13 protein-coding genes are annotated in these 16245 nt (G+C 30.6%); 6 read left to right on the top strand and 7 right to left on the bottom strand.

Annotation, left to right across the window (positions count from 1 at the left end; all coding sequences use genetic code 11):
• Window positions 1–7 precede the first annotated feature (7 nt).
• The 5 genes from G507_RS0103075 to G507_RS0103050 form a co-directional block, all read right to left on the bottom strand.
• Window positions 8–409, bottom strand: coding sequence for a curli production assembly/transport component CsgF (locus G507_RS0103075; protein ID WP_026716109.1), 402 nt, complete (start codon window positions 407–409; stop codon window positions 8–10).
• Window positions 410–425: 16 nt separating this feature from the next.
• The gene (locus tag G507_RS17845) at window positions 426–1160 is read right to left on the bottom strand and encodes a curli production assembly/transport protein CsgE (protein ID WP_245575592.1); all 735 of its coding nucleotides are present in this window, start codon (window positions 1158–1160) and stop codon (window positions 426–428) included.
• A gap of 1 nt (window position 1161) precedes the next feature.
• A complete protein-coding gene (locus G507_RS0103060) occupies window positions 1162–1677 on the bottom strand; it encodes a hypothetical protein (RefSeq protein WP_026716108.1) in 516 nt (171 codons plus the stop codon).
• Window positions 1678–1747: 70 nt separating this feature from the next.
• A complete protein-coding gene (locus G507_RS0103055; RefSeq protein ID WP_026716107.1) occupies window positions 1748–2833 on the bottom strand; it encodes a hypothetical protein in 1086 nt (361 codons plus the stop codon).
• Between the two features lie 425 nt (window positions 2834–3258).
• On the bottom strand, window positions 3259–5448 hold the full coding sequence (locus tag G507_RS0103050; protein ID WP_026716106.1) for a glutamine synthetase III family protein: 2190 nt from the start codon (window positions 5446–5448) through the stop codon (window positions 3259–3261).
• Window positions 5449–5624: 176 nt separating this feature from the next.
• On the opposite strand from G507_RS0103050, the gene G507_RS0103045 reads away from it, so the two are divergent.
• Window positions 5625–6572: a TerC family protein gene (locus G507_RS0103045; RefSeq protein ID WP_026716105.1), complete on the top strand. Its 948-nt coding sequence runs from the start codon at window positions 5625–5627 to the stop codon at window positions 6570–6572.
• Between the two features lie 75 nt (window positions 6573–6647).
• Here G507_RS0103045 and G507_RS0103040 read toward each other — a convergent pair whose 3' ends face one another.
• Window positions 6648–7163 carry a hypothetical protein gene (locus tag G507_RS0103040; protein WP_026716104.1) on the bottom strand — a complete coding sequence of 172 codons (516 nt, stop codon included), beginning with the start codon at window positions 7161–7163 and terminating at the stop codon, window positions 6648–6650.
• A gap of 90 nt (window positions 7164–7253) precedes the next feature.
• Here G507_RS0103040 and G507_RS0103035 point away from each other — a divergent pair, with 90 nt between their 5' ends.
• From G507_RS0103035 to G507_RS0103015, 5 genes are all read left to right on the top strand, one after another.
• On the top strand, window positions 7254–7832 hold the full coding sequence (locus G507_RS0103035) for a DUF1543 domain-containing protein (RefSeq protein WP_026716103.1): 579 nt from the start codon (window positions 7254–7256) through the stop codon (window positions 7830–7832).
• A 2-nt stretch (window positions 7833–7834) separates the two neighbouring features.
• On the top strand, window positions 7835–7978 hold the full coding sequence (locus G507_RS17605; protein WP_157496475.1) for a hypothetical protein: 144 nt from the start codon (window positions 7835–7837) through the stop codon (window positions 7976–7978).
• Window positions 7979–8118: 140 nt separating this feature from the next.
• Window positions 8119–11670, top strand: a complete 3552-nt coding sequence (locus G507_RS17225) for a choice-of-anchor I family protein (RefSeq protein WP_051191472.1) — start codon at window positions 8119–8121, stop codon at window positions 11668–11670.
• A gap of 155 nt (window positions 11671–11825) precedes the next feature.
• Window positions 11826–12044, top strand: coding sequence for a hypothetical protein (locus G507_RS0103020; RefSeq protein ID WP_026716102.1), 219 nt, complete (start codon window positions 11826–11828; stop codon window positions 12042–12044).
• A gap of 141 nt (window positions 12045–12185) precedes the next feature.
• On the top strand, window positions 12186–12731 hold the full coding sequence (locus G507_RS0103015; protein ID WP_026716101.1) for a type 1 glutamine amidotransferase domain-containing protein: 546 nt from the start codon (window positions 12186–12188) through the stop codon (window positions 12729–12731).
• Window positions 12732–12800: 69 nt separating this feature from the next.
• Here the strand turns inward: G507_RS0103015 and G507_RS0103010 are convergent, their stop codons facing one another.
• Window positions 12801–16226, bottom strand: a complete 3426-nt coding sequence (locus G507_RS0103010) for a methylmalonyl-CoA mutase family protein (RefSeq protein WP_026716100.1) — start codon at window positions 16224–16226, stop codon at window positions 12801–12803.
• Between the last annotated feature and the right edge of the window lie 19 nt (window positions 16227–16245).

Genomic DNA, 16245 nt, shown 5'->3' with positions numbered 1-16245 from the left:
AATAAATTTACGGATTTGGGATAATTACTTGTGTTTGTTCACCGGTAGTAGTATCTAAAATACTTATGGTTAATCCACCATCTGACGGATAAACATCTATTGATAAGCTTCCAAAAGTATATGTTCCTTCTGAGATGCCATCATTTCCAAATTGCTCTGCAAATAATGATCTTGAAACTTGATTTAAAAGTTGAGAATTTAAATTATCTATAAATTTTTCTAATTCTGTTTTTTTATCCGTTTCAATCCCATCGTCCTTTAATTTATTTTGAGATTCAGCTGAACTTAACAGCCATTGATAATTGAAAGTATCACCACCAAATGCAGGGTTTTTTGGCTTATAAACCAAATCTTGGGCACTCATTGAAAATGAAAAAAAAACTGTTAAAAGTAGAATTGAAAACTTCATGATTTTAGGCTTTTATTTAATATTGGGTAATGTATTTTTTTTCGTTTTCTAATTTTTTTAAAAACTGATAGGTTTCATATAATGCCGTTTTTGCCATTGCTTCTAAAAATTCTTCATCTGGCCTTGCTAAGAATTCAAACACAACGTTATTTTCAACCATAATTATAATTTTGGTATTTCTTCCAAAACTTAATTCTTCATTTATTTTGACAATTTGCTTTGCATTTAAATTATAATCTCTATACAAATAATAAAAATTATCATAAAAATCTTTTCCCATTTTGGTTTTTGTTTCATCAGTTACTATTCCTGATAATTCAATGCCATCATCTAAAATGATTACTTTATCCTTTTTTTTTTCGTCGCTAATTATGACTCTATCTTTACTAACAATTTGGTTGTTTTCATCATAAAAAAGCAACAGAACTATTATTTCATCTTGACTAGTTCTATTAATTTGTGTTGTGGAAAGGTTTTTGTTTTGATTGGCTTCAAGAGTAAAAACTCCCTCTTGATTATTTGTAGAACGATTTTCTGATTTGATGTTTTTTTTAATAACTGATAATTTATAAGTCATACTTTGAATAATGTCCGTTAAATTTTCAGCAGTACCTGTAATTTTAATATTTCCTTCTACTTCTTCAAGAACGATTTTTGCTTTTACATCTACTTCTTTATTTTGACCATAAAAAGTAAAATTCACTAAAAGTAAAAAAACAAAAAGCATTGAATATGTAGTTGATTTTTTCATTTTATTGATTAATTATAATTATTGAAGTACCATTTCCCGTTTGAGAAATCTTCATTTCTCTTGACAATGAGTTTGTGCCAATATTTTGAATATTTTGATTATTTCCATTTTGATTTAATTCCATATTTACTTTATAATTGGTGTAATACGTTAAATCGCTAATTGTATTTCCATTTCCTGTTTGTGAAATACTTTGGTTTAATTCTGGTGTGTCTTTAATTAAATCAATTGAATTATTGTTACCATTTTGTGTCATAAATAGATTTGAATTATCTGAATTGACAGTAGCATTTATTACATTATAAGCTCCAATTTGTTGAATATTAACTTTATTTTGGTTTAATTGAACTTGATTTAATTTATCCGTCATAGTAGAAACTACAAATAATGAGTTTTGTTCAGATTCAAAAAGTGAAGAACTATATTGTTTAAAGTCACCATTAGTATCTTTTTCTTGAGAAAAACCAACTTGTGTAAAAATGATTGCAAATAATACTATGTATATTTTTGATTTCATGATATGGTTTTTTAAATAATATAGATGAGATAGTTCATCTAAAGAGAACTATCTCATCTTGTATTAAAAATTAGTTAGATTGTGTAACTGTTGAAACGTTTCCATTACCAATTTGTCCTACAGTACTCATATGTAATTGACCTGTTTGGAAAGTATTAGCAACATTTAAGTCACCTAATTGATTGATAGTAGAACCATTCATATCACCAGTTTGTACTGATCTTGCATAGTTATCATCACCATTTTGATCATGACTTGAACTGTTATCATCACCAAGTTGGTTTTGTCTAGAAACATTACTGTCACCTCTTTGAATTGCATACGCATAGTTGTCATCACCAACTTGTTTTTGCCATGCATCATTATTTGATGTAACTGAACCTAAACCTTGATCAATAACTGCATAATTAGTGTCACCAGTTTGGATTTGTTCTGCAACATTAAATCCGCCACTACTAATGTCGTTTTGGTAAACTAAAGCATAATTTCCATCTCCAGTTTGTTTTTGACTTGACCAGTTGTCAGTATCACCTTGGTAAGCATTTGCATCATTACTATTTCCGTTTTGACGTTGAATTGCGTAATGATTAGTCCCTACTTGAGAAATCATTGCATCATTTAAGCTACCAACTTGTTTTTGGTCAGCCATGTTATCATCTCCTAATTGAGTGATATAAGCTAAATTTCCAGGTGAAGAGTTTGGTCCTGAACTTTGATCTTGAATAGCAGTGTTACCATCTCCTGTTTGAGTAGTAGTTGCATAATTGTTGTCAAAACGTTGTTTTTGAGTAGAAGTATTACCATCACCTGTTTGTGTAGTAATAGCTTCATTGCTTTCTGCAAAACCAACACCTTGATCGATTGTAGCATCGTTGTTATCTCCTAATTGAATAACATCCGCTTCATTAAAATCTCCATCTTGTTTAACATCCGAATCATTAGAAACACCGTTTTGATTAACATCGGAATCGTTTGATTCTCCACTAATAGCTGAGTTAGAACCTAATTGATTCACAACAGAATTGTTAGTCATACCGACTTGCAACACATTAGACTGGTTGGTTGTACCATCTTGAGAAACACTACTTACGTTGCCTTGGGCAAATGCAGTTCCCGTAGCCACTAGAAAGGCCACACTTAAAATTAAGTTTTTCATAATATAAATATTTAATTGGTTACAATTTCAATATTTGGGGCTGAAAAAACTTTTAAAATTTAAAAGAATTATTTTTCTTCAATAAAAAAAAACATCTTGTACTTGCAGGGATACACAATTACATAATTATACAAAAGTATAATTTTCGTTATGCTCTACTATTAATAAATAGTTTAGGTTAGAAACATAACTTTCGCTCATTGAGTTCAAATTTAAAATAATTTTTCAGACTACCAAATTTATTTTAGCTAAAACCTCTAAATTTTCGATGAAACAAGTAAAACAATCGTTAAAATGTTATTTTTTTATTAAAAAGATACTCTAAAAAATGTATTAATTGTAAAATAAATAGTTAAAAAACTATTTAAACATAAAAAAGGGTTTACTCTATAAAGAATAAACCCTTTTGTTAACTTAAGTATGAACTATTTTGAAAATAACAGCTCTCTATATTTTGTTAATGTCCACATTTCATCATCAACCATTAATTCTAATTTATCTGCGTGTTCTCTAATGATTTCAAAATAAGGTTTTACTTTATCACAATAAGCAGCAGCCATTTTTTCAATGTCAGTTAAATTGTTTGCTTCCTTACGCTCATCAATCATTTTTTCAACATTTATATTAATTCCTTCAATATGTCCAGAAATCTCCTTAATCATTGAAATTTGCTCTTTGGCTACTTTTTCATACTCTTTTCCGAAAATTTCTTTTAAACCTCTAACATTTTCTATTAAAGTATTTTGGTATTTAATAGCTGTAGGAATTACATGATTACGAGCAATATCTCCTAGAACTCTACCTTCAATTTGAATTTTCTTAGTATATTCTTCTAATTCAATTTCGTAACGTGATTCAACCTCAACATGGTTCATTATGTTTAATCCTTCAAATAAATCCATTGCTTTTTTTGAAACTTTAGCTTTTAATGCTTCTGGTGTTGTTTTATGATTGCTTAATCCACGTTTTTTTGCTTCAATTTCCCAAGCTTCACTATACCCATCTCCTTCAAAAAGGATTTTTTTAGTACCTTTAATATATTCTCTCAACACATTAAAAATAGCTTCGTCTTTCTTTAAATCTTTTTTCTTGATTAAAGAATCAACTTCTTTTTTGAAATCCATAAGTTGTCTTGCAACCATTGCATTCAATGTAGTCATCGAAGTAGCACAATTTGCAGTTGAACCAACGGCTCTAAATTCAAATTTATTTCCTGTAAAAGCAAATGGTGATGTTCTGTTTCTATCAGTATTATCTAACAATACATCTGGAATTTTTCCAACAACATTTAATTTTAAATCAGTTTTTTCTTCTGGAGAAAGTTTTCCATTAGTTACACCTTCTAATTCTGCTAAAACCTTTGTCAACTGAGCACCAATAAAAACCGAAATAATTGCTGGTGGTGCTTCATTAGCTCCTAATCTATGATCATTACTTGCAGAAGCAATTGCAGCTCTTAATAATTCTTCATTATCGTGAACTGCCTTAATTGTGTTGATAAAGAAAGTCAAGAACTGAAGATTACTCATTGGCGTTTTTCCTGGAGCTAATAAATTAATTCCAGTATCAGTAGCTAAAGACCAGTTATTGTGTTTCCCTGATCCATTAACTCCTTTGTATGGTTTTTCATGAAATAAAACTTTATATTCATGACGTTCTGCAACTTTTTGCATTACATCCATTAATAATGAATTATGGTCCACCGCTAAATTAGTTTCTTCAAAAATTGGAGCTAATTCAAACTGACTTGGAGCTACTTCATTATGTCTAGTTTTAACTGGAATTCCTAAAAGCATACATTCGTTTTCTAAATCTCTCATATAATTTAATACACGAGTTGGAATTGAACCGAAATAGTGATCATCTAATTGTTGTCCTTTTGCTGCAGTGTGACCTAATAAAGTTCTACCTGTCGCCATAATATCAGGACGTGAGTTAGCCAATGCTCTATCAACAAGGAAATATTCTTGTTCCCAACCTAAAGTTGGTGTTACTTTTTTAACGTTTTTATCGAAATACTTTGCTACTTCTGTTGCAGCATCATCAATTGCATTTAATGCTCTTAATAATGGAGCTTTGTTATCTAAAGATTCTCCTGTGTAAGCAACGAAAACTGTTGGTACACAAAGTGTAGTTCCATAAATAAATGCTGGCGATGTTGGATCCCAAGCTGTATAACCTCTTGCTTCAAATGTGTTTCTAATTCCTCCATTTGGAAAAGAAGAAGCGTCTGGCTCTTGTTGTACCAATTGATCTCCACCAAATTTTTCAACAGGATCAGAACCATCAAAAGATGTTTCGAAGAACGCATCATGTTTTTCAGCTGTTCCACCTGTTAAGGGTTGAAACCAGTGTGTATAATGAGTCACTCCTTTAGAAAGCGCCCATTCTTTCATCCCTAATGCAATATAATCTGCTAACTTTCTGTCAATCTTTGTTCCGTGTTGTACAGCACTTTTTACAGCTTTATAACCTTCAGAAGTTAAAAACTGACGCATAGTTTTATCATTAAAAACATTGCTTCCAAAAATGACTGATTTTTTATCTAATTCTTCTACATTTACTGGTGTTCTTGAATTAGCTTTTTCAAGTGCTCTAAAACGAATTGTTGACATAATTATTGAAAATTTAAGTTATACCCTGTTATTTAGATGCAAATATAAGCAAATAATCAAATAAAAATATTTTTGCCCCTAAAATTTTAGGGTTAAATTAAAATAGTAATAAAATATTGATAATTCAATAATAAAGAAGTAATCCATTATATTTGTAACTTAAATTGGTAGAAATTATGATAGTTTGGATTATTTTTATTGCGTCAATACTATTTTTCTTGGCCTTAGACTTAGGGGTTTTTAACAAAACTCCGCATATAATAAGCTCTAAAGAAGCAGGAATTTGGACAGGAATTTGGGTCATTATATCCTTTTTATTTTCAGGTGTAATTTATTGGATTTACTCCAATGGTTTTATCGAAAACCCTTCAAATATAACACCCACATTAGCTTCCATGAAGTTCATAACAGGTTATTTGATTGAACTTTCGCTGAGTGTTGATAATATATTTGTTATTGCTGTTATATTTTCATCGTTTAAAATCCCACAGAAATATCAACATAGAGTTTTGTTTTGGGGAATTCTTGGTGCAATAATTTTTAGAGGTTTAATGATTTACTTTGGTGTAATGTTAATCAATAAATTCAGTTGGATGGTTTATGTTTTTGGTGTATTTTTAATTTTTACAGCTGCAAAAATGTTGTTTAAAAAAGAAGATGAAGAAGTTTTTAATCCCAAAAAATCATTTGTTTTTAAAGGTTTGAGAAAGGTGATGCCAATCACCATGCACATGGAAGGAGAACACTTTTTTGTTAGAAAACGTAAAATTTTATTTGCTACCCCTTTATTTGTTGCGCTTATTGTAATTGAATTAATGGATGTTCTTTTTGCTATGGATAGTGTTCCTGCAATTTTAGCCATTACTTCTGATGGCTTTTTAGTTTTTAGTTCTAATATTTTTGCAATTTTAGGCTTACGTTCTATGTATTTCTTTTTGGCTAATATGTTAGAAAAATTCAGTTACCTTGAATATAGTTTAATTGCAATTTTAACGTTTGTTGGAATTAAAATGTTAGCTCACGATTATATTGAATTACCAGAATGGGCTTCCTTAGGTTTTATTGCCTTTTCATTATTAGCAGGAATAGCCTATTCTTTATACAGAGATAAACATGAAAAATAAAAAAGAGGCTACTTTTCAGCAACCTCTTTTAAAAACAAACTAATCTAACCAAACTAACAAACTATTTTTAATTTTTTAATCTAACTTTTTAATTTTTGATTCTTTATAACCTAACATTTCTATTGTAGCGTTGTAATCTGAGTAATCAACTTTATTTGCCATTTTAAATGAGCCAGGAACAACTACTAATCTAAATGTTTGATTTTGTGTCCAAGCAGTTGAAAAACTACCTAAGTTAGCATTTGAATCTAAAAAAAGATTAACATCATATCTTGTAAAATCATAATTGTAATCTAATTCTACTCCGCCATCGAAATAATAGGTTTGAGGCATTATTCTCCAAACATCAGATCCGTTAACAACATCATATAAATGGTAAACTAAAACTGTATCTGAATTATATATAGCTGGATTAAATGTAACCAACTTACTAAAATCATTATTTGGTCCAAAAGAAGTAGTTACTTCAAAAACTTCACTTACGTAAGTGTTATTTATTTGCTGAACTTGTGCTGGTGGTGTATCATTAACGGTACAACTGTTTAGTGTTATCATTCCGATAAAAGCTAAAATAAGAGTAATTTTTTTCATGATATTTATTTTTAATTGATTAACGATTTTAATACTTATTCAATTGCCGTGCCAAACTTTTTATTTAACAAAAATTTGTACTTTTGAAAAATGAAAGAAAAGAATCATTTATATATGATAATGTTGGGCTGTAGACCTAAAGGAAGGGTAACAGAACAACACGATATTTTTTTTGGAATAGGAAGCTCATTAGCTGAATTAATTCCGTATATGAAACAATTTTGGCCAGAAGCAAAAGGTAAAATTCATATTGATGCTTGGCAAAAAGTTACTTGTATAGATGGTTTTTCTATTGAAGTAGTAGATCGAAATCAAACTATTGAAAATACAGAAAATTTATTTTTTATTAACCTAGGTGGTTATAAAGAAAATGAATTTGAAGAATATCATTATAAAGTTTTGACCGTTGCAAAAAGTAAAGCTTTAGCAATTAAGAACAGTAAGAAGACTACTTTTTTTAAACATTGTGGTTTTGAAGGAGCAGGAGCTTCACATATTGATGATAAATTTGGAATTGATGTAGATGACATTCATAGAATTAATGATATCTTATCAGAAGAATTCAAATCAAAATTTCAAATAAAAATCAGAGAAACTGCTAATGAAATAGAAGACCAAAAACATATTGGATATTTAAAACTTGACAAAAAAAACACCTTAAATTTATAATTATGGGAAGAAATACAGAAAAGAACATCAAAAAACACAACGATAAATTACACAAAGAACAAGACAAAGCAAAAGCTAAAAAAGTGGCTCGTGCTGAAAAATTAAAAGCTATTGTTCGTAAATTTAATGAAGAGAAAAACAGTTAGTCCCAATTTTACAATTCCTTTACTTCTTAATTTTTAAGACACATTTTAATAATGTTAAAAAAATAAATTGATGATTTTGAGGTAACCCTTTCAACCTCATTTATAAGGTAAGTTTGTACAAACAACAATAAACTTATCTTATGAAAATTAAATTTACTTTACTTTTATGTTTACTAACCTACTTTGTACAAGCACAGCTTACTTCTGCTGGAGACATTGCATTTGTTGGGTTTAATGCAGATGGCGATGACGATATCGCATTTGTGACTTTTAAAGAAATTCCAGCAAATTCTACTATCATTTTTTGTGATTCTGAATGGAATGGAACAAGTTTTGGTACTGACGAAGGAGATTTTACATGGTCTTCTGGTGCTACAATTATTCCAGCAGGAACTATTATTTCAATTAACAATGTAAGCGCAACGATTACTCCATCAATTGGAAGTATCACTGTTAATAATGCTGGTGGACTTTCTAGTTCAAGTGATGCCATGTTTGCTTTTTTAGGATCTTCTCCTAGAACTGTTTCAACTATGTTAGCTGCAATTTCAAATTCTTCAACTGGTTTTGGAGATTTAACAAATTCGGGTTTAACTTTAGGAACTACTGCTATTACTTTACCCGAAGGGACTGACATGGCAAACTATAACGGTGTTAGAACTGGTTTAGATGCTAACGGATATTTATCTCAGTTAAACAATCTAGCTAATTGGCAAACAGAAGACACTTCTGCTGACGATCACAACAATGGTACAACTCCAGATTTACCATTTAATGCAACTCAATTTGTGATTTCTGCAAACGATACTTCTGCTCCAACAGTTGCTATTGTAAATGTATTGACTCAAAACTCAGTTGAAATTATTTTCTCTGAAAGTTTAAATCAAGCTACAGCTGAAACTATTGCAAATTATGTTTTTGCTCCAAGCTTAACAATTTCGAGTGCTGTTTATAATGCTACATTGAACTCTGTCAAATTAACTCATACAGGTTTTACCGTTGGAAGTGCTTATCAATTAACAGTAAGTAATGTTCAAGACATGGCTAATAATGCTTTATCACCAACTTATGTAAGCCCCAATTTATATTACAATGCTTTATCTTCAGGATTAATTATTTCTGAAATTATGTATAATGCTCCTTCTGCAAATTCAAATCAATTGGAGTTTATTGAAATTTATAACAATTCAACATCAACAATTGCTTTAGGCGGAATTAAAGTTAAAGACGAAAGCAACTTTATTTTCGAATTTGAAGAATTAAACCTTGCTGCCAATGGTATTGTTTTACTTGCAACTGACAAAACAAGTGCAGATGCTTTTTATGGGGCTTCCTTTATTGATTTGCCTCAAGGAATTAGTAATGCTTTAGGAAATGGAGGCGAAAATCTTCAAATTTTAAATTCAACTGGAGTAATTATTAGTCAAGTTGATTATGATGATGCAACTCCTTGGCCATTATCACCTGATGGAAATGGTCCTTCTTTAGAATTAATGAATCCAAATGGTAATTTAAATGATGGAACAAATTGGGCACCAGCAACAAATTTAGTTGGACAATCAATTGGTTTAGATGTATTTGCTTCACCTGGAACTTTCAATCCTATTATTACTTCAAATTTATCTTTTGCTACTGAAACTACTATTATAAATGAAAATGATGGAACTGCTTCAATTACAATTAATCTTTCAAATGCTTCAGCTTCTATCGTAACTGTTGATGTTGCAATTCTTTTAAATTCAGGAACAGCTACAAACGGAACAGAATATGTTTATACAAATGAAACCGTAACTTTTCCAGCTAATTCAACTTCACAAGTTATTTCAATTACTTTGAACAATGATATGGTTGCAAATGGAGATACATATTTTGTTTTAAAGCTTCTAAATCCAACTGGAGCTAATCTTAATGGGATTTCTCAAAGCTTACTTTATATTTTAGATGATGAAACTGATGCTCCAACAGCTTCAAATGCATTAAACATTAACTATTTATCAAGTTATTTAGTGGACGCAACTGGTTCGGCTGAAATTGTAGCTCATGATCCAACAACGCAACGTTTGTTTGTGATGAATTCAACCGCAGCTAAAATTGAAGTATTAAACTTTTCAAACCCATCAGCAATAACTCCAATCCAATCAATAGATTTATCTTCATACGGAATAGGAGGAACAAGTATCACTGTTAAAAATGGCATTGTAGCTGCAACAATAGAAGGAGCTAATTTTGGCAATGGAAAAGTAGTTTTTATGGACACAAATGGAACAATTGGTTCAATCGTTGAAGTAGGCGTACTACCAGATATGATTACATTTACTCCAGATGGCACAAAAGTTTTAACAGCAAACGAAGGACAACCAAATGATGATTACACAATTGATCCAGAAGGAAGTATTTCAATCATAAATGTTACTGGTGGATTTAACAATGTTCAGCAATCGGATGTAACAAATTTAAACTTTAATGCTTTTGATAGTCAATTAGTAGCTTTAAGAACTAGTGGTGTTCGTATTTTTGGAGTTAGTGCAACAGTTTCTAAAGATGTTGAACCAGAATACATTACCATAGCAGATGATGGATTAACGGCTTGGGTTTCTTTACAAGAAAACAATGCAATTGCTACTATTAATTTAGTTACAAATCAAATTACAGCTATTAGTCCATTAGGATTAAAAGATCATAATCTTTCAGGAAACACACTAGACAGTTCTGATCAATTTGGAGCAATATTTATGGGAAATTGGCCTATTAAAGGAATGTATATGCCCGATGCAATTGCTAATTACACAGTTGCTGGAACAACTTATTTAGTTACTGCTAATGAAGGTGACGCAAGAGATTACAACGGTTTAGCAGAAGAAGTTCGAGTTGGTAGCAGTTCATATGTTTTAGATCCAACAGTTTTCCCTAATGCTGATATCCTTAAAATGAATTCTAATCTAGGAAGATTAACAGTTACTAATGCAACTGGTGATACTGATAATGATGGTGATTTTGATGAAATTCATGTTTTTGGAGCACGTTCTTTTAGTATTTGGAATACAACAACAGGACAAATAGTTTTTGACAGTGGTGATGATTTTGAAAAAATTACTGCAAATGACCCTACTTATGGAGCCTTATTCAATGTAAGTAACGACAACAATAATTTAAAAAATAGAAGTGACAACAAAGGTCCAGAACCAGAAGGAATTACTGTTGCAACAATAAATGGTGCTACTTATGCTTTTATTACATTAGAAAGAACTGGTGGATTAATGACCTATGACATTACAAATCCATTAGGGCCAACATTTGTGTCTTATAAAAATAACAGGACCTTAGCAACTGTTGGTGGAGATTTAGCTCCAGAAGGAATCATTTATATTGCTCCAACTGTTAGTCCTCTTGCAAAAGGATTGGTCGTAATGGCGAATGAAGTAAGTGCAACAATTAGTGTTTATGAAATTACAAATGATGTTTTAACAAATGAAAATTTCACTACTACATCTACTGCTTTTATAGTTTATCCAAATCCAGTTAAAGATGGAATAGTTTATTTTAACAGAGAAGTTTCAGTGAGTCTTTTCGACATTTCGGGAAGAAAAATTACGGAACAAGAAAATATATCCAGTTTAGAAATGAATTACCCAAAAGGAATTTATCTTCTCAAAACTAAAGATGGTTTAGTTGAAAAAATCATTGTTAAATAAGTTGTTATTAATTCTGATTAACCTAAAAGGTCTTTCGAAAGAAAGGCCTTTTTTTTTACTTTATATGGAAATTATATTAAAAGTAATGAATACTATGTAAATTAATAAGTTGGGTTTACATATAATTTTGCAAGATAACTTTTAAACTAAAAATTATGAAAATTAGTAAAATCATCGGAATTGTTTTAATTCTTGGATCCTTATATCTAGGTTATTTAGGCATTAATAAAGTTGCAAACAACAGTGCTGAACTTAACGTTTTAGGATTAAAAATCGATGCCTCTAATGATTCTGGAAAAGAACAAGGCTTTATATACATTGGATTAGCTATAGTTTTATTGGGTAGCGGAGTTTATTCAATAAACAAGGAATAATCATAAAGATCTTTCAAATTGAAATCTCTTATTTATTGCCTTAATATTCTGTAATTAAAAGTAAAAATCATGTAAATAATATAAGAAGGATTAGCAATACTTTTACACCATCAAATTATTATTAATCTTAAATTTTTAATTATGAAAAAGAAAATAGCGATTTTAGCTACTAATGGTTTTGAAGAAATTGAATTAACATCACCTAAAGAAGCATTAGAAAAAGAAGGTTGGTTAACAGAAATTGTTAGTCCAGAAACAGACAGTATTAAATCATGGGCTTCGACAGATTGGGGAAAATCATATAAAGTAGATAAAACATTAGAAAATGCTAATCCAAGTGATTACGATGCATTAATGCTTCCTGGTGGAGTTATTAATCCTGATAATTTACGAACAAATGAAAAGGCCTTAGCATTTGTAAAAGCTTTTTTTGAAGTAGGAAAACCAGTTGCAGCTATATGTCATGGACCACAAACATTAATAAGCGCGGGTGTAGTCGAAGGCAGAAAAATGACTTCTTATCCTTCTATCAAAACTGACTTGATGAATGCAGGTGTTGAATGGCAAGACAAAGAAGTTGTAGTTGACAAAGGTTTAGTAACAAGTAGAAATCCAGATGATTTACCAGCTTTCAATAAAAAAATGATTGAAGAAATAAAAGAAGGTAAACACGAACACTCTTTTTAAAATTAAACTATAAAAATAAAAAAGGTCAAACTATTAAGTTTGACCTTTTTTTATAGGACAAGAACTTTATTACATATTACGTCTATATTGCCCACCAACTTCAAACAAACCGTTTGTAATTTGACCTAATGAACATACTTTTGTTGCTTCCATTAATAATTCAAATAAGTTTTCGTTTTTGATGGCTGCATCTTGTAATTTAGTTAATTGCTCTTCTACTATATCTTCATAAGTGATATGCAATTGTTTTAACATATCTATTTGATATTGTTTTTCCTCTTCTGTAGCACGAATAACCTCAGCTGGAATTACAGTTGGAGAACCTTTTGAACTCAAGAATGTATTTACACCAATAATTGGAAATTCTCCTGTGTGTTTCAACATTTCGTAATGCATTGATTCTTCTTGAATTTTACTTCTTTGGTACATCGTTTCCATGGCACCTAAAACTCCACCTCTTTCTGTAATTCTATCAAATTCCGTTAAAACTGCTTCTTCTACTAAATCAGTTAATTCTTCAATAATGAATGAACCTTGAATTGGATTTTCGTTTTTTGCTAAACCTAATTCTTTATTAATAATCAACTGAATTGCCATTGCTCTACGCACTGATTCTTCTGTTGGTGTTGTAATAGCTTCATCATAAGCATTTGTATGTAATGAATTACAGTTATCGTAAATCGCATACAAAGCTTGTAAAGTTGTACGAATATCATTGAAATCAATTTCTTGTGCATGTAAGGAACGTCCTGAAGTTTGAATGTGATATTTTAACATTTGTGCTCTTTCATTTGCACCATATTTAGCTTTCAAAGCTTTTGCCCAAATTTTACGAGCAACACGACCAATTACAGCATATTCAGGATCAACTCCGTTAGAAAAGAAGAATGATAAGTTTGGTCCGAAATCGTTAATGTTCATTCCACGACTTAAATAATATTCCACATAAGTGAAACCATTAGAAAGTGTGAAAGCTAATTGTGTGATAGGATTTGCTCCAGCTTCAGCAATATGATATCCTGAAATTGAAACCGAATAGAAATTACGAACGTTTTGCTTGATGAAATATTCTTGCACATCACCCATTAAACGTAAAGCAAATTCTGTAGAGAAAATACAAGTGTTTTGTGCTTGATCTTCTTTCAAAATATCAGCTTGAACCGTTCCACGAACTTGTGATAATGTTTTTACTTTTATCTCATTATATACATCTAAAGGTAAAACCTGATCACCTGTTACTCCTAAAAGCATTAAACCTAAACCGTTATTGCTTTCTGGTAAATTTCCTTGGTATTTTGGTCTTTTTGTTCCTTTAGCTTTATAAATTGCTTCAATTTTAGCTTCTGTTTCTTTTTCTAAACCATTTTCAACAATGTATTTTTCACAGTTTTGATCGATGGCTGCATTCATAAAGAAACCTAACAACATTGGTGCTGGTCCATTAATTGTCATTGAAACTGATGTTAAAGCATGACTCAAATCGAAACCTGAATACAATTTTTTAGCATCATCTAAACAACAAATTGAAACTCCAGCATTTCCGATTTTTCCATAAATATCTGGACGTAAATCTGGGTCATTTCCATATAATGTTACACTATCAAAAGCTGTTGATAAACGTTTTGCTGGCATTCCTTGACTCACATAATGGAAACGTTTGTTAGTTCTTTCTGGTCCACCTTCACCAGCAAACATCCTACTTGGATCTTCTCCTTCTCTTTTAAAAGGATATAATCCTGATGCGAATGGAAATTCTCCAGGCACATTTTCTTGTAAATTCCATTTTAAAATATCTCCCCAAGCTTGGTATTTTGGTAACGATATTTTAGGAATTTGAGAATGCGATAAAGATTCGGTATGCGTTGCAATTTTTATTTCTTTATCACGAACTTTAAACGTGTAAAAAGGATTTTTATATTTCTGAACTTTTTCATCCCAAGTAAGAATTACTTCCCAGTTATATGCGTCTAAGTCCATTTTTATTTTATCAAATTGTTGCGTTAACAATTCTAAAAACACTTTATTTTCTTCTGTTCTATTTAAGGATTCGGCTACGATTCCTGCTTTATCTATTTCAGGAAGATTTCCGTTAACCGATTCAATAGTTTTGAAAATTCCGTATAATTTTTGAGCTACCTCAACTTGCGTTAAAGCCGTTTCATCATATTTTCTATTACTTTCAGCAATTTCAGACAAATAACGTGTTCTGTGTGGTGGAATAACATAAATTTTCTCACTCATTTCACGTGTAATTTCGAAAGTCGATTTTAAATCAACACCTGTTTTTTCTACCATTTTATCCATGATAGATTTATATAAAGTGTTCATTCCAGGATCGTTGAATTGAGAAGCAATTGTTCCAAACACAGGCATTTCGTCAGGATTTACATCCCAAAGATTATGATTGCGTTGGTATTGTTTTTTAACATCGCGAATAGCATCTAAAGCTCCACGTTTGTCAAATTTATTTAAAGCTACTAAATCAGCAAAATCCAACATATCGATTTTTTCTAATTGTGTTGCAGCTCCAAATTCTGGTGTCATTACATATAAAGATACATCAGAATGTTCGATGATTTCTGTATCTGACTGACCAATTCCAGAAGTTTCAAGAATAATTAAATCATATTTTGCTGCTTTTAATACTTGAATGGCTTCATTTACATATTTCGACAAAGCTAAATTAGATTGACGAGTTGCTAACGAACGCATATAAACTCTAGGATTATTGATAGCATTCATACGAATTCTATCTCCTAATAAAGCTCCACCAGTTTTTCTTTTTGATGGATCGACTGAAATTAATCCGATAGTTTTTTCAGGAAAATCAATTAAAAAACGTCTAACTAATTCATCAACTAAAGAAGATTTACCTGCTCCACCTGTTCCTGTAATTCCTAATACCGGAGTTTTTGAAGTTTCATTCTTTTTGTGAATGGCATCCATAGTTTCCTTTGCAATTTCAGGAAAATTTTCTGCCGAAGAAATAATTCTAGCAATTGCTGTAGGAACTTTTTCCTCTAAATGATTAAATTCACCGTTTAATTTATCACCAATAGGATAATCAGAACGTTTTACTAAATCGTTAATCATTCCTTGTAATCCCATGGCACGACCATCATCGGGAGAATATATTTTTTCTACTCCGTAAGCTTCTAATTCTTTAATTTCTGTTGGAAGAATAACTCCTCCTCCTCCAGCAAATATTTTTATGTGACTAGCACCTTTTTCCTTAAGTAAATCGTGCATGTATTTTAAATATTCTGTATGTCCTCCTTGATACGAAGTCATTGCGATAGCATTTGCATCTTCTTGAATAGCTGTGTTTACTACTTCATCAACGCTTCTATCATGTCCAAGATGAATTACTTCACAACCTGTTGATTGGATAATTCTTCTCATGATATTAATTGCAGCATCATGACCATCAAAAAGTGAGGCAGCTGTAACAATTCTTACTTTATTAATAGGAGTATAAGGTAACTGTGGTTCCATTTTAAATAATTATCAATTT

Source organism: Flavobacterium gelidilacus DSM 15343 (genome assembly GCF_000422685.1).
Lineage (GTDB): Bacteria > Bacteroidota > Bacteroidia > Flavobacteriales > Flavobacteriaceae > Flavobacterium > Flavobacterium gelidilacus.
Note: the sequence above shows the minus strand (reverse complement) of the source record. Positions and strands in the feature narration are given on the sequence as shown.